Source organism: Hydrogenophilus islandicus (assembly GCF_054657095.1).
Genome location: NZ_BAAHXE010000016.1, coordinates 1 through 18,557 on the forward strand (window position 1 = coordinate 1; position 18,557 = coordinate 18,557).

General features: G+C 61.7%; 16 protein-coding genes and 1 tRNA gene. 12 read left to right on the forward strand and 5 right to left on the reverse strand.

Features of this window, described 5'->3' with window-relative positions; all coding sequences use genetic code 11:
• Positions 1–3 precede the first annotated feature (3 nt).
• Positions 4–633 (forward strand): response regulator transcription factor, encoded by a 630-nt coding sequence (locus tag ACYQ6T_RS06205; RefSeq protein ID WP_459828954.1) that lies wholly within the window; start codon positions 4–6, stop codon positions 631–633.
• On the opposite strand, the gene ACYQ6T_RS06210 is transcribed toward ACYQ6T_RS06205, so the two are convergent.
• Positions 557–2,167 (reverse strand): NAD(P)H-hydrate dehydratase, encoded by a 1,611-nt coding sequence (locus ACYQ6T_RS06210; protein WP_459828869.1) that lies wholly within the window; start codon positions 2,165–2,167, stop codon positions 557–559. The two genes, ACYQ6T_RS06205 and ACYQ6T_RS06210, sit on opposite strands and share 77 nt — an antisense overlap.
• Before the next feature lie 65 nt (positions 2,168–2,232).
• On the opposite strand from ACYQ6T_RS06210, the gene tig reads away from it, so the two are divergent.
• The 8 genes from tig to ACYQ6T_RS06250 all read left to right on the forward strand — a co-directional run bounded on the left by tig (position 2,233) and on the right by ACYQ6T_RS06250 (position 10,149).
• Positions 2,233–3,591 (forward strand): trigger factor, encoded by a 1,359-nt coding sequence (tig, locus tag ACYQ6T_RS06215; RefSeq protein WP_459828871.1) that lies wholly within the window; start codon positions 2,233–2,235, stop codon positions 3,589–3,591.
• Positions 3,592–3,609: 18 nt separating this feature from the next.
• Positions 3,610–4,233 (forward strand): ATP-dependent Clp endopeptidase proteolytic subunit ClpP, encoded by a 624-nt coding sequence (gene clpP, locus ACYQ6T_RS06220; protein WP_459828873.1) that lies wholly within the window; start codon positions 3,610–3,612, stop codon positions 4,231–4,233.
• A 3-nt stretch (positions 4,234–4,236) separates the two neighbouring features.
• Complete coding sequence (gene clpX, locus ACYQ6T_RS06225) at positions 4,237–5,550, forward strand: ATP-dependent Clp protease ATP-binding subunit ClpX (RefSeq protein WP_459828875.1); 1,314 nt, start codon at positions 4,237–4,239, stop codon at positions 5,548–5,550.
• Between the two features lie 165 nt (positions 5,551–5,715).
• Positions 5,716–8,160: an endopeptidase La gene (gene lon / locus ACYQ6T_RS06230; RefSeq protein WP_459828876.1), complete on the forward strand. Its 2,445-nt coding sequence runs from the start codon at positions 5,716–5,718 to the stop codon at positions 8,158–8,160.
• 22 nt (positions 8,161–8,182) lie between these two features.
• Positions 8,183–8,258 (forward strand) — tRNA-Val (locus tag ACYQ6T_RS06235).
• A 31-nt stretch (positions 8,259–8,289) separates the two neighbouring features.
• Positions 8,290–9,051: a 2-C-methyl-D-erythritol 4-phosphate cytidylyltransferase gene (gene ispD, locus ACYQ6T_RS06240; RefSeq protein ID WP_459828878.1), complete on the forward strand. Its 762-nt coding sequence runs from the start codon at positions 8,290–8,292 to the stop codon at positions 9,049–9,051.
• On the forward strand, positions 9,044–9,559 hold the full coding sequence (gene ispF / locus ACYQ6T_RS06245) for a 2-C-methyl-D-erythritol 2,4-cyclodiphosphate synthase (RefSeq protein ID WP_459828879.1): 516 nt from the start codon (positions 9,044–9,046) through the stop codon (positions 9,557–9,559). The genes ispD and ispF overlap by 8 nt, the downstream gene beginning before the upstream one ends.
• A gap of 32 nt (positions 9,560–9,591) precedes the next feature.
• Positions 9,592–10,149, forward strand: a complete 558-nt coding sequence (locus ACYQ6T_RS06250) for a 2'-5' RNA ligase family protein (protein ID WP_459828881.1) — start codon at positions 9,592–9,594, stop codon at positions 10,147–10,149.
• On the opposite strand, the gene ACYQ6T_RS06255 is transcribed toward ACYQ6T_RS06250, so the two are convergent.
• Genes ACYQ6T_RS06255 through ACYQ6T_RS06265 form a run of 3 tightly spaced genes read right to left on the reverse strand, consistent with a single transcriptional unit; the run spans position 10,137 to position 12,270 of the window.
• Positions 10,137–10,583, reverse strand: coding sequence for a host attachment protein (locus ACYQ6T_RS06255; RefSeq protein WP_459828883.1), 447 nt, complete (start codon positions 10,581–10,583; stop codon positions 10,137–10,139). The two genes, ACYQ6T_RS06250 and ACYQ6T_RS06255, sit on opposite strands and share 13 nt — an antisense overlap.
• Positions 10,580–11,362: a zinc-dependent peptidase gene (locus tag ACYQ6T_RS06260; protein WP_459828885.1), complete on the reverse strand. Its 783-nt coding sequence runs from the start codon at positions 11,360–11,362 to the stop codon at positions 10,580–10,582. Before ACYQ6T_RS06260 ends, ACYQ6T_RS06255 begins: the two co-directional genes overlap by 4 nt.
• Positions 11,359–12,270, reverse strand: coding sequence for a DMT family transporter (locus ACYQ6T_RS06265; protein WP_459828887.1), 912 nt, complete (start codon positions 12,268–12,270; stop codon positions 11,359–11,361). Before ACYQ6T_RS06265 ends, ACYQ6T_RS06260 begins: the two co-directional genes overlap by 4 nt.
• A 24-nt stretch (positions 12,271–12,294) precedes the next feature.
• On the opposite strand from ACYQ6T_RS06265, the gene ACYQ6T_RS06270 reads away from it, so the two are divergent.
• A complete protein-coding gene (locus tag ACYQ6T_RS06270; protein WP_459828889.1) occupies positions 12,295–14,223 on the forward strand; it encodes a RelA/SpoT family protein in 1,929 nt (642 codons plus the stop codon).
• A gap of 13 nt (positions 14,224–14,236) precedes the next feature.
• Here ACYQ6T_RS06270 and ppk1 read toward each other — a convergent pair whose 3' ends face one another.
• Positions 14,237–16,321, reverse strand: a complete 2,085-nt coding sequence (ppk1, locus tag ACYQ6T_RS06275; protein ID WP_459828957.1) for a polyphosphate kinase 1 — start codon at positions 16,319–16,321, stop codon at positions 14,237–14,239.
• A gap of 57 nt (positions 16,322–16,378) precedes the next feature.
• Between ppk1 and ACYQ6T_RS06280 the strand changes: the two genes are divergently transcribed.
• The gene (locus tag ACYQ6T_RS06280) at positions 16,379–17,860 is read left to right on the forward strand and encodes a Ppx/GppA phosphatase family protein (RefSeq protein ID WP_459828891.1); all 1,482 of its coding nucleotides are present in this window, start codon (positions 16,379–16,381) and stop codon (positions 17,858–17,860) included.
• Positions 17,857–18,549 carry an ankyrin repeat domain-containing protein gene (locus ACYQ6T_RS06285; protein WP_459828893.1) on the forward strand — a complete coding sequence of 231 codons (693 nt, stop codon included), beginning with the start codon at positions 17,857–17,859 and terminating at the stop codon, positions 18,547–18,549. The genes ACYQ6T_RS06280 and ACYQ6T_RS06285 overlap by 4 nt, the downstream gene beginning before the upstream one ends.
• Positions 18,550–18,557: the final 8 nt, after the last annotated feature.

Sequence of the window (18,557 nt, forward strand, 5' to 3'; positions counted from 1 at the left end):
AAGATGGACAACGTTGACAGCCCATTTCGAACCGTTCATGTGGTCGACGACGACGAGGCGATCCGCGATTCGCTCCTCTGGTTGATTGAAGGAGCAGGATACCTGGTGAGCGCCTATCCCGACGCCGAGTCGTTTCTTGCCGCACTGCCCCACATTGAACCCGGGTGTGTGATCTGTGACGTCCGGATGCCTGGACTGAGTGGCCTGCAACTCTTTGATGAACTCAAACGACGCCATCTCCCTTTTCCGCTGATCTTTCTGACCGGCCACGGCGATGTCCCGATGGCCACAGGGGCTCTGCGCGGCGGGGCGATCGATTTCTTGGAAAAACCGGTCGACGAATCGGTGCTCCTCGAGCGGTTGCGTGAAGGGTTTGAGCGGCTTGCTCTCGAATGGTCGCAACGCACCGAGCGCGAAGCGTTCGCTGCCCGTTTTGCATCCCTCACGCCGCGGGAACGCGATGTCTTTCACCGGGTTGTCGCCGGTTACCTCAACAAGCAGATCGCCGACGAGCTGGCAATTTCGATCAAAACGGTCGAAGTCTATCGCGCTCGGGTCATGGAGAAGATGGGGTGTCGCAAGGTGGCTGAGTTGGTGGCCTTGTGGGCACACCACCAGCAAGCCAGCGGTTGAGCAAACGGCGGGCAAAGTGCGCCGTTTCGCTCGCCGTAAGCCCAACGGGGCCTACCCCTTCTTGCGCGGCAAGTTCCGCTGCAGCCCCATGGAGATAAGCGGCAAAAGCGGTCGCTGCAAGTGGGGGCCAGCGTTGCGCCAGCAGCGCGACGAGTAACCCCGTGAGGGTATCGCCCATGCCGCCGCTGGCCATCCCGCCGTGACCGGTGGGGTTGATCGCCCACTGCCCGGCTGGGGTAGCGATGATCGACCCGCACCCCTTGAGGAGGACTGTGGCGCGGAAGCGTCGGGCAATCGCGACGGCCGCACCGATCCGATCCCGCTGAACTTCGGCCGAACTTACGGCAAGGAGCCGCGCCGCCTCTCCGGGGTGAGGGGTCAATACCGTGGGGGCGTTGCGTAGGGCAACCTGGTCAGCTAAAGGGGGGGTGCGTGCCAATAGGTTCAGAGCGTCGGCGTCGATCACCAGGGGCTGAGGGGTCGCGACCGCCTGTTCAAGCCAGAAGAGTGCCGGACTCGTCACCCCCAACCCTGGGCCGACCGCAAGCGCCGTTGCGTCAGCGGGGATCCCCGCAGGCCACATCACCTCGGGGTGGAGGGGATCGCAGGGAAGGTGATCTTTCGTAACTGCTATGGCAGAGACCTTGCCGGTCCCCAGGGCGAGTGCGGCGCGCGCTGCAAGGTGCAATGCCCCGACCATACCGCTTGCTCCGCCAATGATCGCTGCGTGGCCAAAGTCGCCTTTGTGAACGTTGCGTGGTCGTGCAACGAGCCAGCGGGAAAAGAGCCCGCGCTCGAGCAAGAGACCGGCGTCAGAGGGAAGCGATTCGGCAGATGCGTTTTCTTCCACCTCTTCTGAGAAGAGGGCAGAAGCAGACCGGTTCGCCCATTCGTTCAGCGCTTCGGTTACCCCCAACGGAGCAACGGCGACCGTTCCGGCGTGATCGGGGCCGTCGTGGGTGTGTAGCCCCGGTTTGTCGGCAAGGAAGGTCACTGTCTCATCTGCTTTGAAGACCACCTCGCCGATCCGGTTACCCGTGTCGGCGTCAAGGCCGCTTGGAATATCGACGGCGACGCGGTAGGCCTGTTGTTCGTTTGCCCAACGGAGCCAAGAGGCGTAGGGTTCGCCAATCGGCCGCGTCAGGCCGATTCCGAAGAGCGCGTCGACGACCACCAAAGGGACACCCTTCTGCGCCACCGCTAGCGGATCGGTGACTGTTGTACCCCCCTCTTGGCACCATCTCGCCCACGCGTCGCGATGTTCGGGAGAGATAGCGTCCGACGGGGGGAGGGCGACAACTGCGACGGGATAACCCCATTCGTGGAGACGGGTTGCTGCAACCAACCCATCGCCGCCGTTGTTTCCCGGACCGCAGAGAAAGAGAAACGTTGCTCCTTGCTCACCCCAGCGCTTCAGCCGATCGGCTAACGCAGCGCCCGCGCGCGCCATCAGCGGCGTCTCAGGAACGTACCGGGCCTCCAGGGAACGAAGGGCTCGAATGGTCAGTAACAGGTGGACATCGACTTGGTTCATCGCAACCGCCATGACCCTTATGCTAGAATTCTTCTCTTAGCATACCGCAAAGCAAGGAAAAACGGATGGAAGAGCAAAACGTTCAGAACCCGGATGTGACCACCCAGGCGGCACCCGCTCCCGCTGAGACACCCAACCCCCTTGAACGCAAAGTGACGCTTCGTATTCCCGCTGAGCAGATTGCTTCTGAGACCGATCGTCTCATCAAGCAGTACGCGCGCAGTGTCAAGATGCCCGGATTCCGTCCCGGCAAAGTCCCGCTCAAACTGGTTGAACGGATGTATGGGGCGGAGGCGCGCTCTGAAGCGCTCTCCAAGGCGATCGAAAAGGCGCTGACCGAAGCGGTCAAAGAGGGGGCGTACCGTGTTGCCGGCGGCTATCGGATTGAGCCCTCAGGGGACGAGCCGGCAGCTGAAGGCGAATTTATCGTCGAAGCCGCGTTTGAGGTCTATCCCGATATCGAAATCGCGGAGCTCAGTGAAGTCGAAGTCGTCAAGCCGGTGGTTACCGTCGACGACGCGGCAGTGGACCGCACGATCGAGGTGCTGCGCAAACAGCGCGCGACTTTCGTCGAGGTCGATCGCCCCGCCGCGCAAGGGGACCGCGTGACGGTCGATTTTGTCGGTACCCTCAACGGCGAACCTTTCGAAGGGGGAAGCGCCACCGATTATGTTTATGTCATCGGTGAAAGCCGCCTGCTTCCGGAGTTCGACCAGGCCCCGATTGGTCTCAAAGCGGGAGAAAAGAAGACCTTCGACGTCACCTTCCCAGAGAATTACGGCGCGGAACATTTGGCAGGGAAGACTGCCCAGTTTGAAATGACCGTCAAGAAAGTCGAGGCGGCGCAACTCCCGGAGGTCGACGCTGAATTTGCCCGTTCGCTGGGAATCGAAGAGGGCGACGTTGCGAAGCTGCGCGACGAAGTGCGTGCCAGCCTTGAACGGGAGGTGAGTGCTCGGGTAAATAGCGAAGTCAAACGGCAGGTGTTCGACGCGCTCCTCATGAAGCACGACTTCCCCTTGCCGCAAAGCCTCGTTGCCAGCGAAGCAGAGCAACTGGCGGAAAAAGCCAAGCGTGACCTCCAGATGCGCGGGCTCAAGGTCGATACCCTCCCGATCGAGCCCAAGTGGTTCGAGGAGGAGGCAAAGCGCCGCGTGCGGTTGGGGCTATTGATCGCCGAGATCGTGAAAACGTTCGGACTCTCCGCCAAACCCGAAGCGGTTCGTGCCCTCATCGAAGAGATTGCACAAAACTACGACGAACCCGAAGCGTTGGTGAAGTGGTACTATGAGGATCCCCAGCGTCTCGGTAACGCCGAGGCAGTCGTGATCGAGAACAACGTGGTGGAATGGGCGCTGCAGCGCATGACGGTCAAAGAGGAACCGCGTGAATTTGCAGCGTTCATGAACCAGAACGCTGCCTAAAGCAGAGAGGAAAGACCCATGAACGGACCGGTCGCCAGCGAAATCTATAACCTCGGCCTAGTGCCGATGGTGATCGAACAGAGTGGGCGCGGCGAACGCGCCTACGATATCTACTCGCGCCTCCTCAAAGAGCGGGTCATCTTCCTTGTCGGTCCAGTCAATGACGCGGTGGCGAACCTCGTGGTTGCGCAGCTCCTCTTTCTCGAGTCGGAGAATCCGGACAAGGATATCCACTTCTACATCAACTCCCCCGGGGGTTCGGTGACCGCAGGCATGGCGATCTACGATACGATGCAGTTCATCAAGCCCGACGTCTCCACCCTCTGCATCGGCCAAGCAGCGAGCATGGGGGCGTTTCTCCTCGCTGCCGGTGCCAAAGGGAAGCGCTATGTGTTGCCGAACGCTCGGGTGATGATCCATCAGCCGCTCGGTGGCGTGCAGGGTCAGGCGACCGACATCGAGATCCATGCCCGCGAAATTCTCAAGTTGAGAGCGCGGTTGAACGAACTGCTTGCCGAGCATACCGGCCAGAGCGTCAAGAAAATTGAGCGCGACACCGAACGGGATAACTTCATGTCGGCGCAGGAAGCGGTGGAGTATGGTCTAGCCGACAAAGTGCTCACCCGCCGCGGTGAGGAGTAAGCGATGGCCCGTTCCCGAAACCGCGATCTCAAATGCTCCTTTTGCGGGCGAAGCCAAGACGAGGTCGACCGCCTGCTCGCCGGCCCCAGTGGCCTTTACATCTGCAACTACTGTGTGCAGGATGCTTACCAGGCGATCCTCGAAGACGATCTCGCAGACGCCGAGGGGGAGCCTTTGACCGACTCGTCTGCGTTCGACTTCCGCAAGCTCCCGACCCCAGCAGAACTGGTCGCCCACCTGGACCAGTACGTGATCGGGCAGGATCACGCGAAGAAGGTGTTGTCGGTGGCCGTCTACAACCACTACAAACGGTTGCGTAGTCAGAGCCAAGGAAGCGACGTCGAGATCCAAAAGAGCAACATTCTGCTGATCGGCCCTACCGGTTCGGGAAAAACGCTCCTTGCGCAGACGCTAGCCCGCAAGCTCGACGTCCCGTTTGCGATTGCCGACGCCACAACCCTCACCGAAGCGGGATACGTGGGGGAAGATGTCGAAAACATCCTCCTGCGGCTGCTTCAAACGTGCGATATGGACGTCGAACGGGCGCAGCGTGGGATCATCTTTATCGACGAAATCGACAAGATCGCCCGCAAATCGGAAAACCCGTCGATCACGCGCGACGTCTCCGGCGAAGGGGTTCAGCAGGCGCTCTTGAAGATCATCGAAGGGACGATCGCGAATGTCCCGCCGCAAGGGGGGCGAAAAAATCCCCACGGCGAGATGATTCAGATCGACACCACCAACATCCTCTTCATCTGCGGGGGCGCCTTCGAGGGGCTTGAAAAGATCGTCGAACGTCGGGCGGAATCGGGCGGAATCGGCTTTGGTGCCAAGGTGCGTAGCCGCGAGAAGGCCAAACGGGATGAACTCCTGCGGCTGGTTGAACCCGAAGACCTCGTCCGTTTCGGGTTGATCCCTGAGCTGATCGGGCGGCTGCCGGTGATCGTGCCCCTCGAGGAGCTTGACGAAACGGCCTTGATGCGGATCCTGGTTGAACCCAAGAACGCCTTGGTGAAACAGTTTCAAGCCCTCTTTGCGATGGAGGGGGTGGAACTCGAATTCACCGAAGAGGCGATCCGTGCGATTGCCCGCCGCGCGATCGAGCGCAAAACAGGCGCTCGCGGCTTACGCTCGATCCTCGAGACGCTGCTCCTCCAGGAGATGTACGAACTCCCCTCGTACGCCGACCGCGTCGCAAAAGTGATCGTGGATGAAAACGTGGTGACCGAAGGGGTTCCCCCCCAACGCATTCCCCGAGATGCTGCGGGAGATATCAATCCCTCTTCGGCGGATGCGACGGGCCGACAGGTCAGCTAAATTTCCTGCACGCCTCTTCACCATCGGCCCGTGAGCGTCGTCCGCGCGCTCGACGGGCCTTTTTGATGTCAGAATGCACCTGGAACTCGGCAAGACCCCTTGAATCGAAGAAGTGACTCCCCCATAAAGAGCACATCCCCCTGAAAAGCAGCAAGGAATCCCACAATGAATGAAATGACACTGATCGAACGGATCGAACACTACCCGGTCTTGGCCCTCCGGGATGTCGTCGTCTACCCCGAAATGGTGATCCCCCTCTTCGTCGGCCGCCCGAAATCGATCAAGGCGCTCGAACTAGCGATGGAGGAGGGGGGCAAAATCGTCCTCGTCGCCCAGAAAGAGCCCGAACACGAGAACCCTTCGCCCGAGGATCTCTACCGGGTCGGTTGCCTCGGGCAGATCATGCAGATGATGAAGCTCCCCGACGGCACCGTCAAAGTGTTGATCGAGGGCAAGACCCGCGTGCGGCTCGTTCAGCTCGAAGACAGCGACGAGGTGCTGCTGGCGCGCATCGAGCCGCTTGAAACCACGCAGGAGAGCGACAGCGAGGTGCCCGCGCTCAGACGGGCGCTCCTCTCAGCCTTTACCGAGTACGTCAAGCTCAACAATAAACTCCCGCAAGAGCTCATCAACTCGCTCAACCAGATCGAAGAGAGCGACGCGCTCACCTATGCGATCGCCGCTCACCTTGGGGTGAAGCTCGAGAAGAAGCAGGAGATTCTCGAGATCGACGCGCTGCCGCAACGTCTGGAGCGGCTCCTTGCCCTCGTGGAAGGGGAGCTCGATATCCTGGAGACCGAACGGCGGATCCGGCAACGGGTGAAGCGCCAGCTTGAGAAGAATCAGCGCGACTTCTACCTCAACGAACAGGTCAAGGCGATCCAGAAAGAGCTCGGCGAGGCCGACGAACAGGCCGAACTCGACGAGATCGAGAAGAAGATCAAAGCGGCCGGCATGCCCAAAGAGGCCGAAGAGAAAGCGCTTGCGGAACTCAAGAAGTTGCGCCTGATGCAGCCGATGTCGGCCGAAGCGACGGTCGTGCGCAACTACCTCGACACGCTGGTACAGCTTCCGTGGTCGAAGCGCACGAAAGTCGCACTCGATCTCAAGAAAGCCGAGCGGGTACTCGACGAAGACCACTACGGGCTCGAAAAGGTCAAAGAGCGGATCGTCGAGTACCTCGCGGTGCAAAAGCGGGTCGACGTCGTCAAATCGCCGATCCTCTGCCTCGTTGGCCCTCCTGGCGTGGGGAAAACCTCTCTGGGTCAATCGATTGCCCGCGCCACCGGCCGAAAATTTGTCCGCATGGCGCTCGGGGGCGTGCGTGACGAAGCCGAAATCCGCGGCCATCGGCGCACCTACATCGGCGCATTGCCGGGGCGGATCATCCAGAGCTTGATCAAGGTCGGCGTCAAAAACCCGCTCTTTTTGCTCGATGAAGTCGACAAGATTGGCGTCGATTTTCGCGGGGACCCGAGTGCGGCGCTCTTGGAAGTGCTCGACCCCGAGCAGAACCATGCGTTCCAGGACCACTACGTGGAGCTCGATTTCGACCTCTCGGAGGTGATGTTTGTCGCAACTGCGAACACGCTCAACATCCCTGCGCCGCTGCTGGACCGCATGGAGGTGATTCGCCTTTCGGGCTATACCGAGGACGAGAAGATCGCGATCGCCGAGCGTTATCTACTCCCGAAGCAGATGAAAGCGAACGGCTTGAAGAAGCGGGAGCTCACCGTCACCACGGAAGCGATTCGCGACATCGTCCGCTACTACACCCGTGAAGCCGGTGTGCGCAACCTCGAGCGCGAAATCTCGAAGATCTGCCGTAAGGTGGTGAAAGGGATCTTGACGAAAGCGCTCAAAGCCCCGGTGACCGTCGACGCCCCAGCGCTCCAACAATACCTCGGCGTGCGTCGCTACACCTTTGGCGTAGCGGAAAAGAGCAACCAGGTGGGACAGGTGACCGGTTTGGCTTGGACCGAAGTGGGCGGAGAGCTGCTAACCGTCGAAGCGGTGACCCTACCCGGTAAAGGGAAGGTGATCACCACCGGGAAGCTCGGCGAGGTGATGCAAGAGTCGATCAAAGCGGCACTTACTGTGGTGCGCAAGCGCGCCGAATCGTGGGGGATCGCGCCCGACTTTTACGAAAAGACCGACGTTCACGTCCACATGCCCGAAGGGGCGATCCCCAAAGATGGGCCGTCGGCTGGGATTGCAATCACCACGGCGCTCGTCTCGTCGCTCACCGGTATTCCGGTGCGGTGTGACGTCGCGATGACCGGCGAGATCACACTGCGCGGCGAAGTGTTGGCGATTGGTGGACTCAAGGAGAAGCTCCTTGCCGCTGTTCGGGGGGGCATCCGCAAAGTTCTGATTCCCGAAGAGAATGTCAAGGACCTGGCGGAAATCCCCGAAAACGTCAAGAATGCCCTCGAGATCCAGCCGGTGCGGTGGATCGAGCAGGTGTTGGACGCGGCGCTCGAGCGCAAACCCGAGCCCCTTTTGAAAGTGGCAGAGCCGCTCACCGCGAAAGTGGCTGAAACGCCACCTGCTGTCTTGGCTGGAGGCAGCGAAGGGAAGCGCACGACACGTAAAAATCTGAAACACTAAGATATAATAGCGGGCGCTTGGCGGGTGCTTAGCTCAGTTGGTAGAGCGTCGCCCTTACAAGGCGAATGTCGGCGGTTCGAGTCCGTCAGCACCCACCACCCGCTTTGCATCCCTCCATGATTCCGTAACGTGTCTCCCGGCATCCTCTCTTTTGCCCGCACCTTCGCGGTCATTCCTGCTGCCGGAAGCGGTAGCCGCTTGAATGCCGCGCTTCCCAAGCAGTATCTCCCGCTTGCGGGCGCGCCGCTCATCGTGCGCACGCTGTCGCGGCTCCTCCAAGTCTCTTTCCTTGAGCGCATCTATGTCGTTTTGGCGCCCGATGATCGCCACTGGACGAGCGTCGTCGAACCCCATCTCGCCGATCTATCTGCTGAATGGGCTTTGAGCCGCGTCGCGGTTCTCCGCATCGGTGGCGAGACGCGGGCCCATTCGGTCCGGGCGGGGCTCAAAGTGGCCCACGCTGAAGGGTTTGGCGACGACGACTGGGCACTCGTGCACGATGCCGCGCGGCCGTGTGTCACGGTGGAGGCGATCGAACATCTTCACGCCGTTGTCGGCGGAAGTAACGTCGGCGGGCTCCTTGCCCAGCCGGTGACCGACACAGTTAAGCTCGCTCGCACGAACGATTCGACGGGGACCCCTGCTGTCGAAAGGACCGTGCCGCGCGAGCGGTTGTGGCTCGCCCAGACGCCGCAAATTTTTCGCCTCGCGCTCCTCCGTCAGGCGCTCGATCGCCACCCTGAGGCGACCGACGAGGCGAGTGCCGTCGAACGGTTGGGCCTCTCACCGCTGTTGGTTAAGGGGCACGCGAGCAATCTCAAAGTGACGCTGCCGGGCGATTTGGCGCTTGCCGAAGCGATCTGGCTCCTTCAGGAGCGCGGCCATGGATGAGGGCATCAAGGGTAGGGAACTCCCCCCTTTTCGCGTCGGAATCGGGTTTGACATCCACCCGCTCGTTCCCGGACGGCGGTGTGTGATCGGCGGCGTAGCGATCCCGTTCCCGTGGGGGCTCAAAGGCCACTCGGATGGCGACGTCCTCGCGCACGCCGTCACCGACGCGCTCCTCGGCGCGGCGGGTCTTGGTGATATCGGTGCGCTCTTTCCTGACCATGATCCGCGCTGGCGGGGGGCAGATAGCCTGATGCTCCTTCGGGAAGCGTGGCAGCACATCGCCGCCGCAGGGTGGCTACTCGGGAACCTCGACTCCGTGGTGATTTGCGAGCGACCCAAGATTCTCCCCTTTGTCCCGGCGATCAAGGAGCGGCTCGCCGCAGTGCTGGACGCTGTGCCGGAGCAGATTCAGGTCAAAGGGAAGACCCACGAGAAACTCGACGCGTTGGGGCGGGGCGAGGGGATCGCCGCTTACGCGGTCGCGCTCCTCTGGCGAAGGGGATCATGACCCCAGCGGGTGAGCCGCTGGGCAATGAGTGCATGAGTACCGAGACGCCCAGCGGTGTGCCGTCCCAACGTTTCCGGCTCTTCTTGGCGCTCCCCCCACCCGAAGGGTGGCGGCTCCGCGCTGTGAGAAAACTTCGTGCTACGCTCCGGCATCTCCCAGACGTCCGAGTCATTCCCCCCGAAAACTGGCATCTGACGCTCCTCTTTTTCGGCGAGCAGCGAGCGGCTGATCGCGACGCGATCCGCACGATTACGGAGACGCTCCCCCCCACCCCTGAGGTGCCGCTGCTGCTCGACCGCTTTGCGGTGTGGCCCCAGGCGGGAGTCGCGGTCCTCACCGCGCGTTCCGTTCCCTCAGAATGGCTCGATTACCAAAAGGGGATCGTCTCTCGCTTTACCCCGTACCTCCAGGAGGAGAAACGGGGGTGGCTGCCCCATCTGACCCTGATGCGGCGGGTACGGAAAGAGGTAGCTGACCCCCACCTCCCGCCGTGCCGCTGGGCGCACCCCATCCTGCCAGTGCTCTACTGCTCACACCTCGACCGGAATGGGGCACGCTATGAAGCGCTCACCGCGCGTCACGCAACGTAGCGAATCGCGTCGGCAAGCCGTTCGCTCAACGTCCGCTCGCTCTCTTGCGTGTAATCTTTGTCGATGGTCTTTTCGACCAGTTTTGCAGTCGTGCTGTCCATCTCGGCAAGAAGCAGCCCCTTGAAGTGCGGAGTGGCCACAACGATCAGCCGCTCAAAGGCGTGGCGGGTTCGCCCCTCTTTGAGATAGGCAGCAATTTCTTGCGCGAAGCGTTGCGCTTCGACCTCTTTGGGCGCAACACGCTCCCCATCGTGGGGTGTCGCTGCACCGCCATGATGGTGTTCCATCTGTCTGTCCGTCACCAGATCTTGGTTGCGGAGACGACTTTCCGGGTGGTTGAGTGTCGTGATGAGTTCCAATTCTCCTTTTGCATTGCATGCTTGGAAGATTTTTGCCATGCTGGCGTTGGCTACGACCACCCAGGTTTTCTTCATGATGCCTCTCTCCTTTCACTCAGACAGTCGGGCTCTCGTGCCATTTGAGCCGGATTGAGCCCGGTGATCCGGCTCCATTCCCAATATAGTGCGCTATCCCAGTTCTTCAAGAGATCTGGAGTGAGCACGAACGCTTCAGCCGTGACTGCAACAAATTCTACCGGATCGGTAAGCGCGTAGTCATCAAAGGGAAGCGAACTGTTCGCATCAAAAGCTTCGCACGCACGGGACCAACTTGCCTCCCATACCGGACCCCAGATCCCGCCGAGGGCCGCGTCGAGTCGGTGGGCCAATTCGTGCACAATTACCGCCCACCGTTCCAAGGGATCGTCGAGCCAGGCGACGACAACTGGCCCATTTTCCCACGTTTCACCGTCAAGCGTCTCCAGCGACTCATGGACAATCCCCGATTCCCCCTCTTCCCACCGCCGGTAAACACGAAAAGGGGCGGGGTAGAGGACCACCCCGACGAAGTCATCGAAGAGGGTGAGGCCCTCGCGATAAGCAAGGAGCGCTGCGCCATAAGCGACGGTTGCCGCCATCTCCGGGGTGAGCGTCAGTCCCTGCGCACCCCAAAACTTTTTTTGCGCAAGAAAAGAGAGAGCCAGTTCCACAAGGCGTTCGGCCTCGTGCGCTGCAGGAACGAAGGGTAAGGTGGCCGTAATCGACCGCCAGAAAGGGTCGGCTGCCGAGGAGGCGGTCACCGCGGCAGGAGGGGGACGACGCCACGCCCACAGACGACGCCAGAGAAGCGGTAGCCATTCCGTAAAAACACTCATCGTCGCGCTCTTGGAGGCAACGTGACCAGAATCCCGCCCAAGACCAGAATGAGCCCGACGGCGTGGTAGCCTTGCGGCGTTTCGCCCACGAGAAGAATGGAGAGGAGTGAGGAGAGCACCGGCATCGCGTAGAGGAAGAGGCTGCCCGTGCTCGCCCCGACCTGCGCGACCGCTGCGTTGTAGAAGATGTAACCGAGAAAACCGGGGAAGATTCCCGTGTAGAGCATTACCAGAAGAGTGGCCCACGAGAGCTCCGGCTCTTTCCCCAGTATCGCATGTTCCCACACGGTGAAGGGGATCAGCACAACGATGCCGACAGCGATAAAGAAAAGAAGTTGCACCAGGGGATCAATGCCGGCAGGTCGGCGCCGCAACAAAACCGTATAGAGGGCCCAGGTGAAGACCGCGACGACCATCCAGAGGTCACCACGGTTCACTTCGAGTGTGGCCAAGAGCGTCAGATCTCCTTGGGTAATGACCACCGTCACGCCCGTAAGCGCGAGAAGAATGCCGACCCCTTTGCGAACAGAAAGCGGCTCATGCACGAGCAGCGCCGCAAGGATCATCGTGGCAATCGGGATGAGGGTGTTCAAGAGGCTCGCGTTGATCGCGGTCGTCCATTGCAGCGCCAGATAGGCAAAGGTGTTGTATCCCCCAACACCCAGGACACCCAGAAGCGTCATCAGTCGCCAATGGCGGCGAACCATCGGCCAGTTCTTCTGCCACAGGGGGAGTGCCACCGGAAGGCAGAGGAGCAACGCAATCACCCAACGCGCCATCGCCAATTGAATCGGCGGCAACGCGTCGCGGAAAGCGCGCGCGAGCACCATGTTTCCGGACCAAAAGGTGACGGTGTAAAAGAGGAGCGCGTACGGGTGGCGCAGCAGCGAAAGGTGGGATAATCTCATTGAGATAGTTTCGCATAAAACGGCATGGTTGCAACCCGCTCATCCCTTGCAGTCCAGTCCTGGGCAACAGCGCGTGACGCGCTCCTTGCGGATCTCACGGAGCAGGGTCAAGCGGAGCTCGAGCAGTTTGCCCAAGAGGCCCAAAAGGCGTTGGAGGGGATGACGCTGGAGACCGGCGAGCCAGCCTGGTCCCACGCGCTCGGGATGGCCCTTTTGGCGAGCGAGCTCCGCCTCGATACCGCAAGCCGCTTAGCAGCGCTCCTCTACCCGATCCCTACCCGCGCTCCTGAATATTGGGAAGCGATTGCCGAGTCCCTTTCGCCCGATGTCGTGCGGCTGATCAAAGGGCTGGAGCGGCTCCACGGGGTTCGGTTGCGGTGTGGCGAGGCGACGCCAGAGCAGGAGACGATTGAGGCGGTGCGCAAGATGGTGCTCGCGCTCGTTGAAGATGTGCGGGTGGTGCTCCTTCGCCTCAGCTCCCGGGTAATGACATTGCGCTGGTTCGCCAAACACGCTGATGACCCTGAGGCGCGCTCCTACGCCCTAGAATCGCGCACGCTCTACGCACCGCTTGCGAACCGCTTGGGGGTGTGGCGGCTGAAGTGGGAGATCGAGGATCTGGCCTTTCGCCTTCTGGAGCCCGAGACCTACAAGCTCCTTGCGAAACGGCTCGAGGAGCGGCGGAGCGAACGCGAAGCGTTCATTGCCGCGCGGATCGCCGAGTTTTCGGCGCTCGTCCAGCAACTGGGGATCTCCCCTTTTGAGGTGACCGGTCGGCCAAAACACCTTTACAGCATCTACCTCAAGATGACGCGCAAGGGGCTCGAGCTCGAGCGGATCTACGATCTCCGTGCCGTGCGCATCCTGGTACCGCAGGTGGAGGATTGTTACGCGGTGCTCGCGGCGGTCCATGAGCGTTACCCGCCGATAGAAGGGGAGTTTGACGACTACATTGTCCGGCCGAAAGCGAACGGCTACCAGTCGCTCCACACCGCTGTGCGCGCGCACGACGGCCGGCCGCTCGAGGTGCAGATTCGCACCTTTGCCATGCACCGCGCTGCTGAGTTGGGGGTTGCCGCCCACTGGCGCTACAAAGAGGGGGGACAACGCCCCTCAGCATACGACGAGCGGATTGCGCTCCTGCGCTCGCTCCTTGCGTGGCGCGACGAGGTCGCCGACGCCAACGCCTGGGCAGAGCGGGTCAAACGCGCCGTCAAGGAGGAGGTGATCTACGTCACCACGCCGGCGGGGCGGGTGATCGACCTGCCCAAAGGGGCGACACCGATCGATTTTGCCTACCGGATCCATACCGACGTCGGCCACCGCTGCCGCGGCGCCAAAGTGGACGGGCAGATCGTCTCACTCAACACGCCGCTCGCGACCGGCCAGACGGTCGAAATTTTGACCGCGAAAGAGGGGGGGCCGTCGCGCGATTGGCTCCAGCCGGGGTTTGCGGTCACGCGTCACGCGCGCAGCAAAATTCGCCTCTGGTTTGCCCAGCGGGAGCTTGCCGAACTCCAAGCGCGCGGGCGGGCACTCGTCGAACAGACGCTTGCCCGCGCCGGTAAAAGTAAAAGTAACCTCGAGGAGCTCGCGACTCGCTTGGGATTCAAAGACGCGGAGAGCCTTTTTCGCGCCGTTGCCCGCGGCGAGGTGGGTCCCAAGGCGCTCGTCGAGGGGGTAGAGCCGGATTCTCAACCCCGTCCGCCGGCTCCGCCGCGCCGCAGTAGCAGTGTGCCAAGCGGGGGAGAGGTCCTGCGCGTGACGATTGGCGGCGAAGGGGGCTTTGTTGCCCAGCCTGCGCGCTGCTGTCTGCCTAAAGAGGGCGAGGCGATTTTCGCCTTTTTGAGCAGAAGCCGAGGACTAACCGTACACCACGTCGATTGTCCTGAGTTGCAGCGGCTCCGCGAACTTCACCCGGAACGGGTGTTGCCAGCGAACTGGGAGGGGTAACGACCAGTACCCCCTAACCCCCCTTCGCCAACTCCCGCAACAAAAGCTCCTGCGCGGCGCGCCGGAGGGTGCGCGCGTGTTTCAGCCGGTAGCGCCCGTCGGGTCCGAGCTCCCACGCCTGGGCGTTGTCGAGCAGATAGATCCGCAACCCCTCTTTGATCACGCGCCGTTTGAGCGCTGGGTCGAGCACCGGGCAGGCGACTTCGACGCGGCGGAAGCAGTTTCGATCCATCCAGTCGGCGCTGGAGAGGTAGACTTTTCGTGCGCCGTCGGCGTAGAAGTAGAAGACGCGGTGGTGTTCGAGGAAGCGGCCGACGATCGAACGGACGCGGATATTCTCGGAAAGGCCCGGAGCTTGGGGTTTGAGGGCGCAGGGGCCGCGGACGATGAGGTCGATCTCCACCCCCGCTTGCGAGGCGGCGTAGAGCGCTTCGATGAGGTGGGGCTCCAGGAGCGCATTCATCTTCGCGATGATCCGGCCGCGTCTCCCGGCGCGCGCCGCGTCGGCTTCGGCTTGAATGTGGTCCAAAAGCGCTCTGTGGAGCGTAAAGGGGGATTGCCAAAGGTGTTTGAGCTGCGGCGCGTCCCCCATTCCGGTGATCGAGCGAAAGATGGCGTCGACGTCGCTGCCGATCTCCTCATTGGCGGTCAGCAGCCCAAAGTCGGTGTAGAGGCGCGCGGTCTTCGGATGGTAGTTGCCGGTGCCGATGTGGCAGTAGCGCCGCAGTTGGCCGTTTTCGCGCCGGATGACCATGAGGAGCTTGGCGTGGGTCTTGAAGCCAAAGACGCCGTAGACGACGTGCGCGCCCGCGTCGTGGAGCCGCCGCGCCCAGCGGATGTTCGCCTCTTCGTCGAAACGGGCCATCAGCTCCATCACGACGGTCACCTCTTTTCCGAGCTGCGCCGCCCGGATGAGCTGTTCCATCAAGATCGAGTCCATGCCGGTGCGGTAGACGGTCATCTTGATTGCAACGACCGCCGGGTCGTCTGCCGCGACGCGGAGAAAATCGATCACCGGCTTAAAACTCTCGTAAGGGTGGTGGAGGAGCTGATCGCCTTTGCGTAGCGTAGCAAAGAGGTTTTGCGGGCGCGAGAGCGCTTTCGGCACGCGCGGGACGAAGGGGGGAAACTTGAGGTCGGGGCGGTCGACTTCGTCGCAGACTGCCATCAACCGGACGAGGTTCACCATCCCCGGGACGCGGTAGAGCGCCTGCTCGGTGAGACCGAACTGTTCGAGCAGAAAACGCGCCATCTGTTCGGAGCAGTTGTCGGCAACTTCAAGCCGCACCGCGTCGCCGAAGTGGCGTTGGCGCAGCTCCCCCGAGAGGGCGTCGCGCAGGTCCTTGATCTCCTCTTCGTCGAGGAAAAGGTCGGAGTTGCGCGTGACGCGAAACTGGTAACACCCCTTGACCGTCATGCCGGGGAAGAGGCGGTGAACGTTGGCGTGGATGATCGACGAGAGAAAGACAAACGCGTAGGGGTGTTCTGAGAGCCCCTTGGGGAGGCGCAGTACGCGCGGTAGCGCTCTGGGCGCTTGGAGGATCGCGCGGCCTGAGGAGCGGCCAAAAGCGTCTTTCCCTTCGAGCTCGATGGCAAAGTTGAGGCTTTTGTTGAGAATTCTCGGGAAGGGGTGGGCCGGATCGAGCGCGATGGGGGTGAGGAGCGGCTCGATCTGCTCGATAAAGTAGCGTTCGAGCCACGCCCGTTGCGCGTCGGTCCAGTGGTTGCGGCGGACGAAGACGATCCCTTCGCGTGCGAGCGCCGGTATCAGCGTGTCGTTCCACAACGCGTATTGGCGGGAGACGATGGAATGGACCTCTTTGCCAATCAGATCTAAAAGTTCGTCGATCGCGATGCCGTCGATTCCGGCACGGGTCACCCCTTGGTGTTGCTGCTCCTTGAGGCCAGCGACGCGGATTTCGAAAAATTCGTCGAGGTTACTCGAGACGATACAGAGGTAGCGCACCCGCTCGATGAGGGGGGTAGCGCCATTTTCTGCCATCGCGAGCACTCGCCGCTGAAACTGCAAAAGCGAGAGTTCGCGGTTGAAGAAGTGTTCTGCAGGGTAGTGCGCGGGGGGCGGAATGACGACGGGCATGGTCACTTTCCTGGTGCTCCTGCACCCATTCTACCGTATTGTGCGTACAATGACGGAATGAAACTCGCTGCTGTTGACCTCGGGTCAAACACTTTTCGGCTCACCATTGCTGCGGCGGAAGGGGATCTCCTCTTTCCCCGCGATGAGTATCGAGTGCCCGTCCGGCTTGCTGCGGGGCTCACCGTGGATAAGTGGCTGACCCCCGAGGCGATGGGGCGCGGCTGGCAGGCGCTGGCGCAGTTTGCCGAACGGCTACACGGTTTTCCCGCTGAGCTCCTGCGGGCGGTAGGGACCAACACGCTGCGGGTCGCGAAAAATGCTGCTCACTTCATCGCTCAAGGGCAGGAGATCTTGGGCTTTCCGATTGAGGTGATTTCGGGCCGGGAAGAGGCGCGGCTGATCTACCTGGGAGTGGCCCATTCGATTGCCCACCCTTTTGCGCAAAATTTGATCTTCGACATCGGCGGGGGCTCCACCGAGTTCATCATCGGCCGCGGTTTCACCCCAGAGTGGCTGGAGAGCCTCTACATGGGGTGCGTGAGTTACACCACCCGCTTTTTCCCTAATGGTGACGTGACGCCCCGGCAAATGGCGCAAGCGGTCACTGCGGCGCGGCTGGAGTTGGAGGCGATCGCCGAGACCTACCGCCGGATCGGGTGGGAGCAGGTCTTCGTCTCCAGTGGCACGGCGCGGGCGATTCGCGATGTTGCCGTAGCGATGGGACTGACCGACGAAGCGTTGACGCTGCCGGTGATGGATCGGCTCGAGCGCGCGGTGTGCGACGCAAAGAGCGTCGAGCGGATCGGTAAACTCCCGGGGATGCGTGCCGATCGCGCGGATATTTTCGCGGGGGGGCTTGCGATCATGAAGGCGGCGTTCGAGGCGCTGGTGATCGACAAAGCCTTCTTCGCCAATGGTGCGATGCGCCTCGGTCTGCTTTATGATCTATTAGGCCGAACTCACCATCAGGACATCCGCGAGGCGAGCGTCGAGCGGTTGATGGAGCGGTGCCAGGTCGACCGGGCGCACGCGCTGCGGGTTGAGAGCGAAGCGTTGCGCCTGGCCGAACAGCTGCAACCGACCTGGCGAGAGCCGTTTCATCCGATGCGCCAATTTCTCTCATGGGCCGCGCGGCTTCATGAGGTGGGGCTCTTCGTCGCCCACAGTGGCTACCACAAACACGGCGCCTACCTCCTTGCCAACGCTGATCTTCCGGGGTTCTCCCAATCGGATCAGGCCAAATTGGCCCGTTGGGTCCTCGCCCATCGCGGGAAGCTCGCGCGCCTCAAGGAGCTTCAGCCCGACGACGCGGAGTGGGATGCAATCCTTGCGTTGCGACTGGCGGTGATTGCCACACGGGCGCGAAACCCGAAACCACTTCCGCGACTCGAAGTCGCCCATGAGGGGCGAGGGTATCGGATTACGCTTCCCCTGCGGTTTGAGCAGAACCATCCGCTGACCTATGCGCTGCTCTGTGACGAGGCGCCGCAGTGGGAGAAAATCGGCATGCCGTGGGTGGTAATGAAGGAGAGAGAATGAACCAGTGGTTGGCTTCTGTTGCGATGATTTTCATTTTGGCGGTCGGAGGCGCGCTCTCCGGAAGTGCTCTGGCGGCGCCCGACCTCTACTTGCAACTCAAGCAGGCGCTCATCCAAGAGGACAGCGAAACGGTGCGCGCGTTGGTGACCCAAGGGCTCGACCCCAATGTCACCGATAGCGAAGGTAACCCGTTGCTTCACTGGGCGGCACGTCGCGGCGACAGTGCGCTCGTTGCCACCCTCATGCGTCACGGTGCAGCGGTGAACCGCCGCAACGTCGTCGGCGAAACCGCCCTGATGGTTGCCGCTTATGCCGGCCACACCGAGATGGTCAAGCAGCTCCTCAAAGGAGGGGCGATCGCCGACCACGACGGCTGGAGTCCGCTGATCTACGCAGCGATGCAAGGTCACACCCCTGTCGTTCAGGCGCTCCTCGCTGCGGGGGTCAATCCCAACAGGAGCTCAGAAAATGGCATGACGCCGCTCATTTGGGCGGCGAGAAACGGCCACAAGGAGGTGGTTGAGCTCCTTCTTCGGGCGGGTGCCGACACCGAAGCGGTCTCCGATCAGGGTTATACGGCGGTAACGCTTGCGCTCACGAAAAACGAGACTGAGATTGCCGAGCGCATCGAAGCGGTGCGCCGCAGCAAAGGGTTACCGCCCACGCAGCTCAACCTCGCGATCGAGTGATTCGGGAA